15 protein-coding genes and 2 tRNA genes are annotated in these 17,937 nt (G+C 58.3%); 7 read left to right on the top strand and 10 right to left on the bottom strand.

Annotation, left to right across the window (positions count from 1 at the left end; translation table 11 throughout):
- The first annotated feature begins 175 nt into the window (after positions 1-175).
- Positions 176-1,693: a sodium/proline symporter gene (locus J3349_RS09875; RefSeq protein ID WP_207677298.1), complete on the top strand. Its 1,518-nt coding sequence runs from the start codon at positions 176-178 to the stop codon at positions 1,691-1,693.
- A gap of 52 nt (positions 1,694-1,745) precedes the next feature.
- Here the strand turns inward: J3349_RS09875 and J3349_RS09870 are convergent, their stop codons facing one another.
- Both J3349_RS09870 and pckA read right to left on the bottom strand, forming a co-directional pair.
- Positions 1,746-3,371: an ABC transporter ATP-binding protein gene (locus J3349_RS09870; RefSeq protein ID WP_207677297.1), complete on the bottom strand. Its 1,626-nt coding sequence runs from the start codon at positions 3,369-3,371 to the stop codon at positions 1,746-1,748.
- 175 nt (positions 3,372-3,546) lie between these two features.
- Positions 3,547-5,151: a phosphoenolpyruvate carboxykinase (ATP) gene (pckA, locus tag J3349_RS09865; RefSeq protein WP_207677296.1), complete on the bottom strand. Its 1,605-nt coding sequence runs from the start codon at positions 5,149-5,151 to the stop codon at positions 3,547-3,549.
- A gap of 491 nt (positions 5,152-5,642) precedes the next feature.
- Here pckA and J3349_RS09860 point away from each other — a divergent pair, with 491 nt between their 5' ends.
- The 5 genes from J3349_RS09860 to J3349_RS09840 all read left to right on the top strand — a co-directional run bounded on the left by J3349_RS09860 (position 5,643) and on the right by J3349_RS09840 (position 8,524).
- Complete coding sequence (locus J3349_RS09860; protein ID WP_207677295.1) at positions 5,643-6,266, top strand: hypothetical protein; 624 nt, start codon at positions 5,643-5,645, stop codon at positions 6,264-6,266.
- 105 nt (positions 6,267-6,371) lie between these two features.
- Positions 6,372-6,446: transfer RNA gene (locus J3349_RS09855), tRNA-Glu, on the top strand.
- Positions 6,447-6,485: 39 nt separating this feature from the next.
- Positions 6,486-6,562, top strand: a tRNA-Asn gene (locus tag J3349_RS09850).
- A gap of 267 nt (positions 6,563-6,829) precedes the next feature.
- Positions 6,830-7,891, top strand: coding sequence for a tryptophan--tRNA ligase (gene trpS, locus J3349_RS09845; RefSeq protein ID WP_207677294.1), 1,062 nt, complete (start codon positions 6,830-6,832; stop codon positions 7,889-7,891).
- Between the two features lie 90 nt (positions 7,892-7,981).
- The gene (locus J3349_RS09840) at positions 7,982-8,524 is read left to right on the top strand and encodes a hypothetical protein (RefSeq protein WP_207677293.1); all 543 of its coding nucleotides are present in this window, start codon (positions 7,982-7,984) and stop codon (positions 8,522-8,524) included.
- A gap of 50 nt (positions 8,525-8,574) precedes the next feature.
- Here J3349_RS09840 and J3349_RS09835 read toward each other — a convergent pair whose 3' ends face one another.
- Both J3349_RS09835 and thrS read right to left on the bottom strand, forming a co-directional pair.
- Positions 8,575-8,718, bottom strand: a complete 144-nt coding sequence (locus J3349_RS09835; protein WP_015564559.1) for a hypothetical protein — start codon at positions 8,716-8,718, stop codon at positions 8,575-8,577.
- A 5-nt stretch (positions 8,719-8,723) separates the two neighbouring features.
- A complete protein-coding gene (gene thrS / locus J3349_RS09830; RefSeq protein ID WP_207677292.1) occupies positions 8,724-10,508 on the bottom strand; it encodes a threonine--tRNA ligase in 1,785 nt (594 codons plus the stop codon).
- Between the two features lie 616 nt (positions 10,509-11,124).
- Here thrS and J3349_RS14200 point away from each other — a divergent pair.
- A complete protein-coding gene (locus J3349_RS14200; RefSeq protein WP_256276003.1) occupies positions 11,125-11,247 on the top strand; it encodes a hypothetical protein in 123 nt (40 codons plus the stop codon).
- A 143-nt stretch (positions 11,248-11,390) separates the two neighbouring features.
- Here the strand turns inward: J3349_RS14200 and J3349_RS09825 are convergent, their stop codons facing one another.
- The 6 genes from J3349_RS09825 to J3349_RS09800 form a co-directional block, all read right to left on the bottom strand.
- Positions 11,391-12,659, bottom strand: coding sequence for a chloride channel protein (locus tag J3349_RS09825; RefSeq protein ID WP_207677291.1), 1,269 nt, complete (start codon positions 12,657-12,659; stop codon positions 11,391-11,393).
- A gap of 201 nt (positions 12,660-12,860) precedes the next feature.
- Complete coding sequence (locus tag J3349_RS09820) at positions 12,861-14,603, bottom strand: ammonium transporter (protein ID WP_207677290.1); 1,743 nt, start codon at positions 14,601-14,603, stop codon at positions 12,861-12,863.
- A gap of 314 nt (positions 14,604-14,917) precedes the next feature.
- The gene (locus J3349_RS09815; protein WP_242699607.1) at positions 14,918-15,304 is read right to left on the bottom strand and encodes a DUF1622 domain-containing protein; all 387 of its coding nucleotides are present in this window, start codon (positions 15,302-15,304) and stop codon (positions 14,918-14,920) included.
- The gene (locus J3349_RS09810; protein WP_207677289.1) at positions 15,301-15,939 is read right to left on the bottom strand and encodes an RpiB/LacA/LacB family sugar-phosphate isomerase; all 639 of its coding nucleotides are present in this window, start codon (positions 15,937-15,939) and stop codon (positions 15,301-15,303) included. The genes J3349_RS09815 and J3349_RS09810 overlap by 4 nt, the downstream gene beginning before the upstream one ends.
- Positions 15,940-16,079: 140 nt before the next feature.
- A complete protein-coding gene (locus J3349_RS09805; protein WP_015564554.1) occupies positions 16,080-16,889 on the bottom strand; it encodes a gluconate 5-dehydrogenase in 810 nt (269 codons plus the stop codon).
- Positions 16,890-17,162: 273 nt separating this feature from the next.
- A complete protein-coding gene (locus J3349_RS09800; RefSeq protein ID WP_207677288.1) occupies positions 17,163-17,936 on the bottom strand; it encodes an SDR family oxidoreductase in 774 nt (257 codons plus the stop codon).
- Between the last annotated feature and the right edge of the window lies 1 nt (position 17,937).

Raw genomic sequence — 17,937 nt, 5'->3', positions numbered from 1 at the left:
TCCTCCTCCGGAGGACGGCCTGTTGGCATATTGAGTGGTTTTGGACGCTGCAAAGGACGAAATTTCGGTCATAGGGTAAGAATCTGCCCAGGGGTCTTGCACTTTGATGCTTTACTGTGGTAAAATCATGCCATGCTTTTATCATAGAGGAAAAAGCACCAAAGGGGGAACGTGTATGAGTGAGATCTGTATCATCGTCACCATCGTCGTCTATCTTGCGGCCATGCTGCTGGTGGGTTTCGCCTATAGCAAGACCAACAACGACAGCGCCGACTTCTACCTCGGCGGCCGGAAGATGGGGCCGCTGGTCACGGCCATGAGCGCCGAGGCCAGCGATATGTCCAGCTGGCTGCTGATGGGTATGCCGGGTCTGGCCTATCTGACAGGCATTGCCTCGCCGGGCTGGACGGCCATCGGCCTTGCGCTGGGTACCTGGCTCAACTGGCTCATCGTGGCCCGGCGGCTCCGCCGCTATTCGGCCAACCTCGACGCCATTACGGTACCGCAGTTCTTGTCGCTTCGCTTCCATGACCAGCGCAACCTGCTGAACGCTCTGGGCGCGGTCATCATCATCGTCTTTTTCGTGCCGTATACGGCCTCGGGCTTTGCGGCCTGCGGCAAGCTGTTCCACAGCCTCTTCGGCGTAGATTACATGGCAGCAATGCTGGTGTCGGCCCTCGTCATCGTGGGCTATACCATCCTCGGCGGCTTCCGCGCCGTCACCACCACCGACCTCATCCAGTCGGTGGTCATGTCGCTGGCCCTCATCGCGGTGCTGGGCTACGGTATCGTCGTGGCCGGCGGCTGGGGCGCTGTTGTCGAGAACGCCCAGAGCCTTTCCGGCTACCTGACCATGACGGCCAGCCACGACGCTGTGACCGGCGGGGCCGCATCCTACAGCCTGCTGGACATCGTCTCCACCATGGCGTGGGGCCTCGGCTACTTCGGTATGCCCCACATCCTGCTCCGCTTCATGGCCATCGAGGACGAGAAGAAGCTGGTGCTCAGCCGCCGCATTGCCACCGTCTGGGTGGTCATCGCCATGGCGGCGTCCATCGTCATCGGCATGGTGGGCCTCGGCATGACCAGGGTCGGTGCGCTGGAATTCCTCAGCGGCTCGTCCAGTGAGACCCTCATCGTCCGTATCGCCAGCCTCATCAGCCAGCACGGTGTGCTGGCGGCAGTCCTCGCCGGACTCATCCTTGCAGGCATCCTGGCGGCTACTATGTCCACGGCGGACAGCCAGATGCTGGCCGCGGCGTCCAGCGTGTCCCAGAACATTTTGCAGGAGTTCGGCCACCTCAAACTGAGCGAGAAGCAGAGCCTCTTCGCAGCCCGCCTGACCATCATCTGCGTCAGCGTGGTGGGCGTGGTGCTGGCCCGCGACCCGGATTCCAGTGTCTTCGGCATCGTCAGCTTTGCGTGGGCCGGTTTCGGCGGCTCTTTTGGCGCTGTCGTCCTCTGCGCCCTGTTCTGGAAGCGCTGCAACTGGCAGGGCGCTCTGGCCGGTATGCTCTCCGGCGGCCTGATGGTCTTCGTCTGGAAGTACATCGTTAGCCCGCTGGGCGGCGTCTTCGGCATCTATGAGCTTCTGCCCGCCTTCCTCGTCTCGCTGGCCGTCTGCGTGGTGGTCAGCCTCGTGACCCCGGCTCCCACGGAAGATATTCTGGCCGAGTTCGACGCGGCAAAATAACCGGTAAAAACAAGAGAAGGGCCTGTGCTGAAACCCGGCACAGGCTCTCCTTTTATGCTTGCGTGACGCTTCCGTGTTCCACCCGGTATACCTTGTCAAACTGTTTCATGAACGCCCCCGAGATGTCGTGGGTGATGGCCACCACCATGCAGGGGAGAGCGAGGAGATTTTCCATGACCTGTCCGCTGGTGTCGGGGTCGAGGCTGGCAGTAATTTCATCGGCAATGATGAGGTCGTACCGGCGAAGTGCCAGCCGTGCGATGCCGATGCGCTGGCGCTGCCCGCCCGAGAGATTCTTGCCGTTCTCGCTGATGAGGGTGTCGAGGCCGTCGGGCAGGGTGCTCACCCAGTCGGAAAGGCCCGCCGTCTCCACGGCGTGGGTCAGCTGCTCTTCGGGGAAATCCTCACCCAGGCAGATGTTGCTGCGGAGGGTGTCGTTGAAGAGATAGGTGGTCTGGGCGATGTAGCCCACCCGCTGGTAGAGGCTCTGACGGTCGATGCCGCGCAACTGCTGGCCGTTGAAGAGGATGCTGCCGGTATAGTCTGGGTAGTACTGGAACAGCAGCTTTGCCAGTGTAGACTTGCCGCAGCCGCTCTCGCCTACGAGGACGGCCTTTTCCTGCCCGGAAACGGTCAGCCGGACACCGCTCAGCACCGGCACGGCAGCACCCGGATAAGTAAAGCCGGTGTCTTGGCACTCGATGTGCTCAAGCCTGCCGATGGGCTGACCTTTGGGCGTTTCTTCCGGGCCGGACATGGCGTCTTCTAACCGCTGGCGGATGCCTTTGGAGGACCTGACCTTGGCCCAGCACTGAGCGATCTGGCTGCAGGGCGTGATGACGAAATTCGCCATGCTGGCGGCGGTGGAGACGGTGCCGATCGTCAGACGGCCATCAAAGGCGAGGAACAGGCCCACCAGCATGACGATGGGGAAGATGAGGTTGCTGATGAGAGAGGTGTTGACCACCATTGCATTGAGGCTCTGCTGATAGCCCAGCTCGCTGGTGCGGGCCTGCCGAGCCGCGTCCCGGTGGCGGGCGGCGTAGGCGTCCTCCCGCAGAAAGCCCCGGATGACCTCAAACCCGCCCAGAAGCTCTTTGAGCTGTTGGGTGTAGCCCGCCATCTGGAGCGAGAAGGCGTCGCGGGCGGCTTTGAGCCGCTCGTTCATCTTGCGGGGCAGCACCAGCGGCGGCACGGTCACGAGCAAAATCGCCGCCAGCATCACCGGGCTGATGTAGAGGTACATTCCCAGAGCGCAGAGCATGATGCCGCCCCAGAACACGATATTGAAGATGGACATATAATAGTCGTCGTAGAGGGTGCGCAGGTCGGTAGTCAGCAGGGAGAGATAGGCTGCGTCGCCCTCCCGCTGATATTGGGACACCGGGCGGCGCAGCACCCGCTCCATGACCTGTCCCCGTACCTGCTCCACGGCACCGCAGGCGAGTTTTGTAAAGGAGCGGCGGCTCAGCCGTTCGAAAAACCAGCTGGTGAAGGTGATGAGGAACACCAGCCCCATATAGCCCAGCGCCTCCTGCTTGCTCTTGGAGTCGATGAGCCACTTGAGCTGGAAGCTTTTCAGCGGTGCGAAAAAGGACACCACCGCCGTAAAGAGCACAAAGACGATGAGCTTCGCCCAGTGGTGCTTGAAGTAGTCGTTGACTGTCTGATTATTCATAAGCAATACCCCTTATATGTCCCGAAAGGCTTCCTGCCGCGGTGCAGAATTTGGACTAAGTATAACATGGTTCCGCAAAAAAAAATAGGTTTCGCCATTTTTTCGGGACATAAAAATCCCCCTGCCCGGTGTGGACAGGGGGATAAAAGCTCTTTATGTAAGAGGTGCTGTCAGCTTACAGCTGGGGGCCGGCGGAGACCAGAGCCTTGCCGTGCTCGTTGCCCTCGTACTTTGCGAAGTTCTTGATGAAGCGGCCAGCCAGATCCTTGGCCTTCTCTTCCCACTGAGCGGCATCTGCGTAGGTGTCGCGGGGGTCGAGGATAGCGGGGTCAACACCGGGCAGAGCAGTGGGGACCTCGAAATCGAAGTAGGGGATCTTCTTGGTGGGAGCCTCGTTGATAGCGCCGCTCAGGATAGCGTCGATGATGCCGCGGGTATCCTTGATGGAGATGCGCTTGCCGGTGCCGTTCCAGCCGGTGTTGACCAGATAAGCCTTTGCGCCGCTCTTCTGCATCTTCTTGACCAGCTCCTCAGCGTACTTGGTGGGGTGCAGCTCCAAGAAAGCCTGACCGAAGCAGGCGGAGAAGGTGGGGGTGGGCTCGGTGATGCCGCGCTCGGTGCCGGCCAGCTTTGCGGTAAAGCCGGACAGGAAGTAGTACTGGGTCTGCTCCGGAGTCAGGATAGAGACCGGGGGCAGGACGCCGAATGCATCAGCAGACAGGAAGATGACATTCTTGGCTGCGGGTGCAGAAGAGATGGGGCGGACGATGTTCTGGATGTGGTCGATGGGGTAGGAGACGCGGGTGTTCTCGGTCACGCTCTTGTCGGCGAAATCGATGTGGCCCTCAGCGTCCAGAGTGACGTTCTCCAGCAGAGCGTTGCGCTTGATGGCGTTGTAGATGTCGGGCTCAGAGTCCTTGTCCAGGTTGATGACCTTTGCGTAGCAGCCGCCCTCGAAGTTGAAGACGCCGTTGTCGTCCCAGCCGTGCTCGTCATCGCCGATGAGCAGACGCTTCGGGTCGGTGGACAGGGTGGTCTTGCCGGTGCCGGACAGACCGAAGAAGATGGCAGTGTTCTTGCCCTCCTTATCGGTGTTGGCAGAGCAGTGCATGGAAGCGATGCCCTTCAGCGGCAGGAAGTAGTTCATCATGGAGAACATACCCTTCTTCATCTCGCCGCCATACCAGGTGTTGACGATGACCTGCTCCTTGCTGGTGATGTTGAACAGCACAGCAGTCTCGGAGTTCAGGCCCAGCTCCTTGTAGTTCTCGACCTTAGCCTTGGAAGCGTTGTAGACAACGAAATCAGGCTCGAAGTTCGCCAGCTCCTCAGCGGTGGGCTTGATGAACATATTGGTGACGAAATGTGCCTGCCAGGCCACTTCCATGATGAAGCGGACGGCCATGCGGGTGTCCTTGTTGGCGCCGCAGAAAGCATCCACGACGTACAGGCGCTTGTTGGAGAGCTCCTTCTTGGCGATCTCCTTCACAGCTTCCCAGGCTTCCTGAGAAGCAGGGTGGTTGTCGTTCTTGTACTCGTCGCTGGTCCACCACACGGTGTCCTTGGAGTTCTCGTCCATGACGATGAACTTATCCTTGGGGGAGCGGCCGGTGTAGATACCGGTCATGACGTTGACAGCGCCCAGCTCGCTGACCTGGCCCTTCTCGTAGCCTTCCAGTTCGGGCTTGGTCTCCTCGTCGAACAGCTGCTCGTAAGAGGGATTGTACACGATCTCGGTCGTGCCGGTGATACCATACTTGCTCAGATCCAACTTTGCCATGATACTTATACCTCTTCTTTCGTTCAGGTCATCGTCCAGACACCAGCGGTAAGCTGCCCTCAGCCAAAAGGACACCGCAAAAGGACGACGAAAAGAAATACAGATGCGTATTCTCCTGTATATCATTATACATAAATTGGGGCCGAAATCAACCGGCGGAGCGGTTTTCTTCGGGTAAAAGCAACAAATCTTATTAAGAATCTGGGGTATTTGAGACAGTTTCGTAAAAATCTTGGCCCGTTTGCCTGTACAAATTAAAGATTTTATGCCAAAAACAAATCTTTGATAAAATTTTGTCGATTTGGGATACAAGGAGCGGAAAACAGGAGAGAAGAGGCTGCAATTTTGGGCCGCGAAAAAACGTATTATAAGTAGAGACACAAAATGTTTGTGGATATTTTGCGATTTATCTGGAAAAAACGCACAACTTATGATATACTGAATCAGTTTGACCCGCGGCCATGAGCCGCCAGCATGGAGAAACAACGACGATGAAGACGCTTTACATATTTCTTACCCGCTCCGGCACCCTGCTCTCGAACCTCGTGTACAGCCTGACCGGTGCGCAGTACACCCACGTCTCCCTCGCCTTCGACGAGGACCTGAGCACTCTCTACAGCTCTACCCGCAAGAATGGTTATACCATGTTCCCCGCAGGTCCCAGCCGGGAGTACCTGAACCGGGGCGTGTTCCTCATGCGGGAGAACATCCCCTGCGCCCTCTACGCGTTGGAAGTGACGGACGAAGCCTACACCCGCGCCAAGCGCCGCACTCAACACATGATGCACCACGGGGAGCTCTACCGCTTCAATTCGCTGGGTCTGCTGCTCTGCTGGATGCATATCCGCTGGCAGCGCCGTCGGCATTATTTCTGCTCCCAGTTCGTCAGCGAGGTGCTCCAGAAGAGCGGTGCGCTGGAGCTGCCAAAGCCCAGCACCCTCATGCACCCCAGCGATTACGCCGAGCTGCCCGAGCTGCGCTGCCTCTACCGCGGTACGCTGGCCGGCCTGCCCCAGCGCCAGAGCATGGAGCTGGGCGAGGTGGAGAGCGTCATGGGTCTTTACCTGAACGTCCTTCTGGGGGCCGTGAAGGGCAGAGTACGTCGGCTGTTCTGATTTTTTCGAAATTTTTGCCGAAAAATTGAAAATGCCTGTTGACAAAGCGGGTGCGCTGTGCTAAAATAATCGAGTCGGGAACAACACCCGATGCAATGGTAGTATGGCCCGTTGGTCAAGCGGTTAAGACAGAGGCCTCTCACGCCTTTAACATCGGTTCGATTCCGGTACGGGTCACCATTTTAGTAGTAAAACGGCTCTGCGCCGTTTTATATAGATGCCTCTTTAGCTCAGTCGGTTAGAGCACCTGACTGTTAATCAGGGTGTCGCCTGTTCGAGTCAGGCAAGAGGCGCCAGTAAAGCGATGGAAGTTTTCCATCGCTTTTTCTTTTTTATCCGTTCCGGTGCGGCTTTTGTTGACAGAGAAAGCGGCGGGGGATATACTTATAAAAAATGAACCTCTCAGGCCGCCTGCGGCGTCCAGCTCTCCGGATAGGAGAGCCCTTGGCAAAACCGAAAACTTGCCCTTTTCGCCAGAGCCTCCCCTATCAGGGGAGGCGGCACAGCGTCAGCTGTGACGGAGAGGTTGAGGAAAAATGCGCCTGATGAAAAAGGAGAAAAAAATGAAACAGATCATTCTGACGGGCGACCGCCCGACGGGCCGGCTCCATGTCGGCCACTATGTCGGCTCTCTGAAGGAGCGTGTCCGGCTGCAGAACTCGGGCAAGTTCGACGAGATCTATATCATGATCGCTGACGCACAGGCCCTCACCGACAACGCCGACAATCCGGAGAAGGTGCGCCAGAACGTCCTGCAGGTCGCTCTGGACTATCTGGCCGTGGGCATCGACCCCGCCAAGGCACACATCTTCATCCAGTCCATGGTGCCGGAGCTGACCGAGCTGAGCTTCTATTATATGAACCTCGTCACCGTCTCCCGCCTGCAGCGCAACCCCACCGTCAAGGCAGAGATCCAGCAGAAGAACTTCGAGTCCAGCATCCCGGTGGGCTTCTTCACTTACCCCATCAGCCAGGCTGCGGACATCACCGCCTTCAAAGCTACTACCGTCCCCGCAGGCGAGGACCAGCGCCCCATGATCGAGCAGTGCTGCGAGATCGTTCATAAGTTCAACGCCGTCTACGGTGAGACTCTGGTGGAGCCTGAGATCGTTCTGCCCCAGAACAGCGCCTGCCTGCGCCTGCCCGGCACCGACGGCAAGGCCAAGATGAGCAAGAGCCTCGGCAACTGCATCTACCTCTCCGACGAGCCTGAGGACATCAAGAAGAAGATCATGTCCATGTACACCGACCCGAACCACCTGCGCGTGCAGGACCCCGGCAAGGTGGAGGGCAACCCCGTCTTCATCTATCTGGATGCATTCAGCCGCCCGGAGCACTTTGCTGAGTTCCTGCCCGAGTACCAGAACCTCGACGAGCTGAAGGCACACTATCAGCGCGGCGGTCTGGGCGACGTGAAGGTGAAAAAGTTCCTGAACAGCGTCATGCAGGCTGAGCTGGAGCCCATCCGCAACCGTCGCAAGGAGTGGGAGCGGCGCCTGCCCGAGGTCGTGGAAATTCTGAAGGAAGGCAGCGCCGTGGCCGAAAAGACCGCCGCCGCCACCCTCGCCGAAGTGCGTAAGTCCATGAAAATCAATTACTTCACGGATGATAATCTGCTGAAATAACAAAGCGTAAATGAAAATGCCCTTGCAGAACGCTAAAAATAGCTTCGGCAGGGGCATTTTTCATAAGAATTGCGAGCCGGTGACGAGAGAATGACTGGATATAAAAAGTATTTCGACGCGTATTGCAGGGAGCATGGGCTGAATCTGTATTTGTCCTTTGAGATGCCTGCCGGATACAAAACAGCAAAGGGAACATTTGACGCTTCCAGCAGAACTGTGTTTATAAATGCAGAGGGGCTGGACAAAGAGCCTGGGTACGCAAGAATGTTCTATCTTTTTCATGAGCTGCGGCACGCATCCCAGTATCTTGAACCGGAGCGATTTAATGAGACGATAAATCGAAGCGTTCAGTATATCATCATGTTCGACGGGACTTGCTATAAACTGGTGGAAAATCATTATCTGAAATGTAAATTAAAAGGTAGCGAAGGATATTTTACAAGCCTGTATCTCGGACAACCGCATGAAGTCGATGCGAATACATTTGCCTATGAGCAGACCCGAAAAATCTGCGGGGATTCGGCAGGACTAAAAGAGCTGTTTGATTTCTGGATGCCGCGTCAGGCGATTCTGAACGGTACATATGATAGGATTTTTTCGCTGATTGACGAGAAAACCAAAGGGATGACCTGATTCCAAGGCACAAAAATGCCGCTCTCCTATCAAGGGAAGAGCGGCATTTGTTATTTCCTTAAATCTTCAAAAAGTTCATCCAAATCGGTGTAGTGCTTTACGTTGGGGTCCTTCGCAATGCGTTCAGCCTCCAACATGGCGGCAATCGTTTCCTCATTCGGACGCTCGACTTCATCAATATAATCAGGAATCATATCGCTTACAGACTGCGGTTCTTGATCTCGGAAGTGACCTTTGCGATGAACTCATCCACTTCCATCGTGGTGGTCTCGCCCTTGCGGTCACGGACAGAGACGTTGCCGGCCTCGGCTTCCTTGGCGCCCAGGACCAGCATATAAGGCACACGGTCCACCTGCTGTGCAGCGCGGATCTTGTAGCCGATCTTCTGGTTGTCGTCGTCCAGAGCCACACGGATACCGGCCTCCACCAGCTTCTCGGTGATGGCCTCGGAATACTCGAGGGTCTTCTCGGAGACGGGCAGGACCTTGACCTGAACAGGAGCCAGCCAGGTGGGGAACTTGCCCTTGGTCTCCTCGATGAGGTAGGCCATGAAGCGGTCGAGAGAACCGAGGATCGCACGGTGCAGGACAACGGGGGTCTTCTCGGAGCCATCCTTGTCCACATAGGTCAGGTGGAACTTTGCGGGCAGGCAGAAGTCCAGCTGGCAGGTGGACAGGGTGTACTCAGCGCCGACAGCGGGCTTGACGTTGACGTCCAGCTTCGGGCCGTAGAAAGCAGCCTCGCCGATCTCCTCAGTGAAGTGGATGCCCAGCTCGGTCAGGACCTCGCGCAGAGCGTTCTCGGCGTGGTTCCACATCGCGTCGTCGTCGTGATACTTCTTCTTATCGGCAGGGTCACGCAGGGACAGAACGCAGCGGTAGTCGGTGATGTTGAAGTCCTTGTAGGTCTCGAAGATGAGGTTGCAGACATCAGCGACTTCGCTCTTGATCTGCTCCGGAGTGCAGAACAGGTGAGCGTCATTCTGGCAGAAGTGACGGCCGCGCTCGATGCCCTTCAGGGTGCCGGAGGACTCATAGCGGAAGTCGTGTGCGATCTCGCCGATGCGCATGGGCAGGTCACGGTAGGAGTGGGGACGGTTTGCGTAGATCATCATGTGATGGGGGCAGTTCATCGGGCGCAGGACGTAGCTCTCGCCCTCCATCTCCATAGCGGGGAACATATTCTCGCGGTAGTGGTCCCAGTGGCCGGAAGTCTTGTACAGATTCACGGTGCCGATGCAGGGAGTCATAACGTGCAGGTAGCCACGGGCGCGCTCCTTCTCCTTGATATAGTTCTCCAGCTCCTGCCAGACAGTGTAGCCTGCGGGCAGGAACATGGGCAGACCGCGGCCAACCAGGTCATCGGTCATGAACAGGCCCATCTCCTTGCCGATCTTGCGGTGGTCGCGCTCACGGGCCTCCTGCTGCTCCTTCTCCCAGGCGTCCAGCTCCTCCTGATTGTGGAAAGCCACGCCGTTGATACGGGTCAGCATCTTGTTCTCTTTGTCGTTCTTCCAGTATGCGCCGGACTGCTGGGTGATCTTGAAAGCCTTCAGAGCCTTGGTGTAGGTCAGGTGAGGTCCGATGCACATATCGACGTACTCGCCCTGCTGGAAGAAGCTGAACTCGGTCTCGTCGGCCAGGTCAGCCATGTGCTCGACCTTATAGTTCTCGTGGCGCTCTTCCATCAGCTTGACGGCCTCTGCGCGGGGCAGGATGAAGGGCTTGATGGCCAGATTCTCTTTGGTGATCTTGCGCATCTCCTTCTCGATGTTGGCCAGATCCTCGTCGGTCAGCTTGGTGTCGCCGAGGTCAACGTCGTAGTAGAAGCCGTTCTCGGTGGCGGGGCCGAAGGCGAAGTCAGCCTCCGGGTAGAGGCGCTTGATGGCCTGAGCCATGACGTGGGCTGCGGTGTGACGGATAACGTGCAGTTCCTGGTCCTGCGGGCACTCGTCCACATGACCGTCCTTATAGATGATCTTCATGGTGTTACTCCTTCTTGACATGAAAAATGCGTTTGGTATAACAAAAAAAGACGCTTCACCCCGCATTTGCTTTACGGGATGAAGCGCCTTTGAAAAATCCAACTGCGTTCCACGGTTCCACCCGAATTGCGTGCTGCTGCACGCCACTCGCTGTGCTGTAACGGGCGCACCCGGCAGAGGTTCGCCTCTGCACTCTGCGGTGGTAGAAGTCCGGCACATGGCAGGCTGCTTGCAGCGCGTCCTTCCGGACGGCAGCCCTCTCTGCGGCATGGAGAACGGGACTTCGGTTTGTCCGCATCATCGTTTTGGGACATTTGATTTTGACGCACCGGCGGCAGAAAACCTGCGCACACTGCGCATCACAGGATGAAACTACAGATGATTGTAGCACGAGAAACGGAAAAAATCAAGGGCTGTGCCTGCAGAAATTTAGACTGGACAATTCTTGCACTTTTAGGCGAAATATGGTATCGTATAGATGCCGCCTCTGGCGGCAAGGCGCTGACCACAAACACAGGCGGCTGTCCCTTACCGGTACCTGAGTGCCGGGTAAGGCGATTTTCTTGCAGATTCGTGCTCCCCCGGACGCTCAAGGGCGGAAAGGGGGGATAAGACCATGAGTATTTTGGAATTTACCGCGTTGCTCTCGCTTCTTGGCGGTGCAATTTATGTGACGTTTCAAATCACTTGGACTGTATCTCACAGCGACGATAAAGACAAGAAAAATGACCGCCTCTGAGTTCCCCAACTAGACCGGTCATTTTTTCTTGACTTATTATGGTGAGGGACCAGCCGTTTGCGGGCCGGCGCCTTTTCTATTTGTAGTATAACCAGAAATATCGGATTTGTCAAGGAACGGAGCGACGCACTGCCGTTCCTTTTTTATTTTCTGAACCGCTTCCCCCAGCTCTCCGTATACTCCGACAGCAGCTTTTCCGTCACAAAGAGCTGGCTGCTGTAGAGGCCGTGGGTGCCGGAGAGCATATAACAGACGCCGCAGCCCAGCGCGATCAGCTCCAGCCCCACGCCGCCGAACAGCTCATAGGCCAGCAGGATGGAGGGGATGAGGGTGTTCGTCGCGCCGCAGAACACCGAGACGAGGCCCACGGCGGCGGAGAACCCGGCGGGCAGGCCCAGCAGCGGGCCGAATGCACAGCCGAAGGTCGCACCGATGTAGAAGCTGGGGACGACCTCGCCGCCCTTGAAGCCCGCCGAGAGGGTCAGGGCGGTCAGCAGTATCTTGCAGATAAAGTCCCACGGCAGGGCCTGCCCCTGCTCCACGGCGGCAGTGATGACGCCCATGCCCGCGCCGTTGTAGCGGCCTATGCCCATCAGGTAGGAGAGGGCCACCACGGCAACACCGCCCACGACGGCACGCACCCAGGGGTTTGGCAGGCGGCGGGGCATTTCGTGCTCCATGGTGTGGAGAAGCCAGCAGAATGTCCGGGCCACCAGCGCACAGGCAACACCCAGCACAGCCACCAGCAGAGTAGAATCAATGGAAAGCGCCGGTGCGGTCAGCTCAAAATGGGTAGGAGAGATGCCGCAGGCCAGCGAGACGCCATAGGCGATGAGGGCAGCGGCGAAGCCGGGAACAAAGGCCACCGAGAACGCGAGGCCCACGTCCTCCACCATGATGCCGAAGAGGGTCGCTGACAGCGGCGTGCCGAACAGTGCCGAGAAAAACGCCGCCATGCCGCAGGCTGTGGCCGTGCGGCGGTCATGGTCGGAGAAGCGGAAGAGCTTTGCGATGTTGTAGCCGATGCTGCCGCCCATCTGCAAAGCCGCGCCCTCGCGCCCGGCCGAGCCGCCGCAGAGGTGGGTGAGCACCGTGCCGAAGAAGATGGCCGGCACCAGCAGCGGGCTGACGCTCTCGCCGCTGTGGACGGCGCGGATGACGTTGTTCGTCCCCATCCCTTCGCAGCCCGTCACCTTATAAAGTGCCACGATGGCAAGACCTGCCACCGGCAGCAGCCAGAGCAGCCAGATGTGCTCGGCCCGCCACTCGGTGACGTGCTCCACGGCCAGGTGGAACGCTGTGCCGACGGCACCGCAGACGAGGCCGGTGGGGACGGCCAGCAGCAGCCAGCGGGCCAGGATGGCCGCGACGGCCCGGAAGGAATAAAGCTCCTTTTTCAAAAATTCTTTCATGATAACACTCCTGTGTTTTTTATATCCTGCCCACAAAGATAGCACGACGGACGGGCACTGTCAAGAAACGCCAAAGCCCCGCTCCCTTGTGCGAAGGAGCGGGGCTTTGAGCTGTGTTTGGAATTATCAGAAAAAAGGAAAAAGGAGAACAATATATCCACGCCGTCTCGGCGGGATAGCGATGAAATCAGGGGGGGACGCTTACTCGACGTCCTGCAGGGCGGCAAAGTCCTCTTCGCCGGTGCGGATCTTGACCACGCGGGTCACGTTGTAGACGAAGATCTTGCCGTCGCCGATGTGGCCGGTGTAAAGTGCCTTCTTGGCGGCCTCCACCACGGAATCGACCGAGATCTTGGAGACGATGACCTCGACCTTGATCTTCGGCAGGAGGGTGCTGTCCACAGGCACACCACGGTATTTTTCAGTGGTGCCTTTCTGGATGCCGCAGCCCATGACCTGCGTGACCGTCATGCCGGTGACGCCCAGATCGTTGAGGGCGCTCTTAAGCTGGTCGAACTTGGAAAGCTTTGCAATGATGGACACTTTGTGCATCCCGGTGTCGTAGATGCCGTCGTGGATGACAGCAGGCTCACGCACCACAGGCACAGCGGCGTCCATCTGCTTTGCAGAAGCTTTGGAAGCGTCGTCCTCGCCGAGGTCGGTGTTCTCGTTGGGGACCATGGCGGCAGAGTTTGCATCGGAGATGGCGAAACCGGCGTAAGCGGAAGCCAGACCGTGCTCGTGGATGTCCAGACCGTCGATCTCCACCTCAGCGGGAACGCGGAGGCCGATGGTTTTGTCGATGACTTTGAAGACAACGAACATCACGATGAGAACGTAGGCATCGACCACGATGAGGCCCAGCAGCTGGATGCCCAGCTGGCTCAGACCGCCGCCGTAGAACAGGCCCTTACCGACACCGTTGCCGCCGTCGGAGAAGAGGCCCACGGCAATGGTACCCCAGACGCCGTTTGCAAAGTGGACGGAGACAGCGCCCACGGGGTCATCGATCTTCGCAATGTTATCGAAGAACTCGACGCTCAGCACCACGAGGATGCCGGCGACGAAGCCGATGATGAAAGCACCAAAGGGCGAAACGGTGTCGCAGCCTGCGGTGATGGCCACCAGACCAGCCAGAGAGCCGTTGAGCGTCATGGAGACGTCGGGCTTGCCGTAGCGCTTCCAGGTAAAGAGCATGGTCACGCAGGTAGAAACTGCTGCCGCAAGGTTGGTGTTGAAGCAGACCAGACCGGTCAGAGTCATGGTCTCATCGGTGGATAGGCTCAGGGAAGAGCCGCCGTTGAAGCCGAACCAGCAGAACCAGAGGATGAACACGCCCAGCGCACCGGCGGTCAGGTTGTGGCCGGGGATGGCGTGGGGCTTGCCGTCCTTGTCGTACTTGCCGATGCGGGGACCCAGCAGAGCCGCGCCCAGCATGGCGATGACGCCGCCGACGTTGTGGACTGCTGCAGAACCGGCAAAGTCGTGGAAGCCCATGCTCTGGAGCCAGCCGCCGCCCCACATCCAGTGGCCGCAGATGGGATAGACCACCAGCGAAATGGCTGCGGAGTAGACGCAGTAGGCTTTGAAGTTGGTGCGCTCGGCCATGGAGCCGGAGACGATGGTGGCTGCCGTTGCGCAGAAGACAGTCTGGAACACGATGTACACCCACAGCGGGATGTCGAGGCCCAGATGAGAATAATCACCCTGAATGAAGGGGTCGAACCCGCCGATGAGAGCGCCGGTGCCGCCGAACATCAGGCCGAAGCCGATGAGCCAGTAGCAGGGCGTGCCGATACAAAAATCCATCATGTTTTTCATGAGGATATTGCCGGTGTTCTTGGCGCGGGTGAAGCCTGCCTCGCAGAGCGCGAAGCCGGCCTGCATGAAGTAGACGAGGAACGCTCCTACGAGCGTCCAACAGGTGTTGACGGAGCTGAACATGACGCAGATACCTCCCCAATGATCTGGCTGCCGGGTGCCAGCCCGGCGGCGCGTACACTCCGGCTGCTGCACCCCTCTATCTGCGCAGCAGCGCGGAAAATCCGGAAAAGGAAGCCCTCTATTTCTCCCTTGGCCGCAGGGGATACACTTCCCCCGGAAACACAAAAGGCGCTGGCGGATCTTTCATCCGTCAGCGCCTTTGCTTTCGATGGCAAGAGTATAAGGCGGTTTGGTCAAAGTGTCAAGAGCTGGATGCTATTTTTGACGTTCTGCACAAACCGGAAAAGATTGGGCAAAGAAAACTTTGGCAGGCATCATTTTTCCTCTGTGTGGTCTGCCCGCATTTCGACATGGAGCAGCAGACTCATCAGAGCGCGCAGCGCGAAAGTCGCCGCCAGCGGGATGACCGACTCGAGGTTCTGCAGAAGGAAGGTCTTGGCGATCTCTGCCGACATGAGAAATTCCAATGCCGTCGTCAGGCCGGTGCTCATCTCGTGGTGGAAGTCGTACCGGTCGTGGAAAAAGGTCGTCCGCACATAGTGGTAGGTGGCCTTGACAAGGCTCGTCACGATGATGAACAGGCCGATGACCTCCGCCAGCCCCGCAATGAGGGGGACTGCCGATTCCAGAAAGCCCTCCAGCAGGTGGGCGATGTTCTCGTTCAGGTGATACAGGGCCGTCATGCTCTGGCCACCGCTCAAGCCAGCAGGCTCTTGATATAAGCGGCCAGCTCCTCGTCCTTGCAGGAGGCGAAGAACAGCTCGCTGAACTTCTCACCGGCGATGGCACCCTTCAGCAGGTTCTGATCGATGCTCTTGAGGCACTCGATGAGGGGCTTGAAGGTGGCGGCGCGGACGCCGTCGAGGATCTTCTTGTTGCGCTGCTCGGGTTCGACGCGCTCCTTGGGGTAGCCCTGACCGTGGCCGAAGCCGAACAGCTTCTCAAAGCAGTACTCGAGGTTCAGCTCACCGCCCCAGCCGAAGCCTTTGGCGAAAGGCATGGCCACGGCATTGCCGTCGTTGACGTGGGCGAAGGTGTAGGCGTCCACGGGGTCCTCCACATGGCCGCAGATGACGCCGGGGAAGCTGTTCAGGGCCAGCATGGCGCCCTCGCCGGTGCCGCAGCCGGTGATGACGTAGTCGGCAGCGCCGCTGTTGAGCAGGATGGCGGCGAGGATGCCGCACTGCACATAGGTCAGCTGTGCGGCGTCATCGGCAGCGTACATGCCGTAGTTGACCACCTCGTGGCCCATCGGCTCTACGACCTTCTTCAGAGCGGCCTCGATGATGCCGTTCTTTGCGGCCTGACTGTTCTCGTTGATAAGTGCGATCTTCATGGGGAAGTCCTCCTGTTTTTATTATTATGACCAGTGTAGCAGATTCCGGAAAAAAAGTCGATATGGGAAACAAAAGAGCGCCGTGCCCGGCACCCGGAAGGCAGCGGACACGGCGCAAAAAATGCCGGATATGGAAAAACTTACTGCGGCTGCTTGCCGATGTAAGCCAGGATGCCGCCGTCAACGTACAGGATGAGGCCGTTGACGAAGTCGGAAGCGGCAGAAGCCAGGAAGACAGCGGGTCCGCCCAGATCCTCAGCCTCGCCCCAGCGGCCTGCGGGGGTCTTGGCGACGATGAAGCTGTCGAAGGGGTGACGGCTGCCGTCGGGCTGACGCTCGCGCAGAGGTGCGGTCTGCGGGGTAGCGATGTAGCCGGGTCCGATGCCGTTGCACTGGATGTTGTACTCGCCGTACTCGGAGGCGATGTTCTTGGTCAGCATCTTCAGGCCGCCCTTGGCTGCAGCGTAGGCGGAGACGGTCTCACGGCCCAGCTCGCTCATCATGGAGCAGATGTTGATGATCTTGCCGCCGCCCTGAGCGATCATGTCGGGGATAACAGCCTTGGCGACGATGAACGGAGCGTTCAGGTCAACATCGATGACCTGACGGAACTGAGCAGCGGTCATCTCGGTCATGGGGATGCGCTTGATGATGCCGGCGTTGTTGACCAGAATGTTGATATGGCCGACTTCCTCGGTGATCTTTGCGACCATGGCGTTCACGGCGTCCTCATCGGTGACGTCGCAGACATAGCCGTGAGCCTTGATGCCAGCTTCTTCATAAGCGGCGAGGCCCTTATCGACCAGCTCCTGCTTGATGTCGTTGAAGACGATGGTAGCGCCGTTTGCGGCCATTGCCTTTGCGATAGCCATGCCGATGCCGTAAGATGCGCCGGTGATGAGCGCGACCTTGCCGGTCAGGTCAAAGGATTTGGGAGTACACTGTGCCATAATTAAGTCCTCCAATCAGAATTTTGCTTTGCGGGGCGCTACGCTGCCGGACGATACCTGTAGTCTAACTGCCGCCACGGGAAGCAGCAATTTGGACTGTCCGGCCCTGCACCCTCTTGTATACTAGAGTAGCATTCTTTATTCCGACTGTCAAGGTGTTTTCTTGGCACAATTACTGCAAATTTTTTCTCATTTTGCTGCGTTTTCGTGAAATCGTCATAAAAACGGACTCTGCAAAGGCCGGGATTGCTGCTTGTTGCACACAATAGCCCTTCAGCCCAGTTTTTTCTTCTGCTGGTGGGCCATGATGGGCATTAAGATCGCCATCGGCATGAACCGCTGGGCCGTCGTCGCCGCCCGCATGAGGGCCGATGGGACGATGATGGTCTTGTGGTGCAGCATCCCCCGCATGGCTTCCTCTACGCAGAGTTCCGGGCTGATGCCCCGCAGCGCGAACACCACATCGGCCCGCTCGTTGAACTCGGTGTCCACCGGGCCGGGGCAGAGGGCGCAGACGTAGACCGGACTGTGCTGCTCCCGCAGTTCTTCGGCCACGCCCCGGGTCAGGCTGACAACATACGCTTTGGTGGCGTAGTAGCCCGCCATATAGGGTCCGCCCGGCAGCAGCCCGGCGGAAGACGCCACGTTGAGCACGGTGCCGAAGCCCTGAGCCTCCATCTTTTTCACGGCGAACTTGAACAGCTGGTGCATGGCCAGCACGTTGACCTTCGCCATGGAGAGCTCTTTCTCGCCGCTGGTCTCAAGAAAGCTGCCGCAGACGCCGAAGCCGGCGTTGTTGATGAAAATATCGATGCGCTCGTCAGTCAGCGCCTCGCAGAGACGGGCGCACTCGCTCTCCTGCTCCAAATCAGCAGGCAGGATGCGGCAGAAGGTGCTGTGCTTCGCGGTGAGCTCTGCGGCCAGAGCTTCGAGTCGGTCAGTGCGGCGGGCGGTGAGGATGAGCCGGAAGCCGAGGCGGGCATACCGGCGGGCAAACTCCCGGCCAATGCCGGAAGAAGCTCCGGTTATCCATACAGTTTTGGACATA

Origin of the sequence: Faecalibacterium sp. Marseille-P9590 (assembly GCF_017377665.1) — a bacterium.
Classification (GTDB): Bacteria; Bacillota; Clostridia; order Oscillospirales; family Ruminococcaceae; genus Faecalibacterium.
This window is presented reverse-complemented; position numbering and strand designations above follow the sequence as displayed.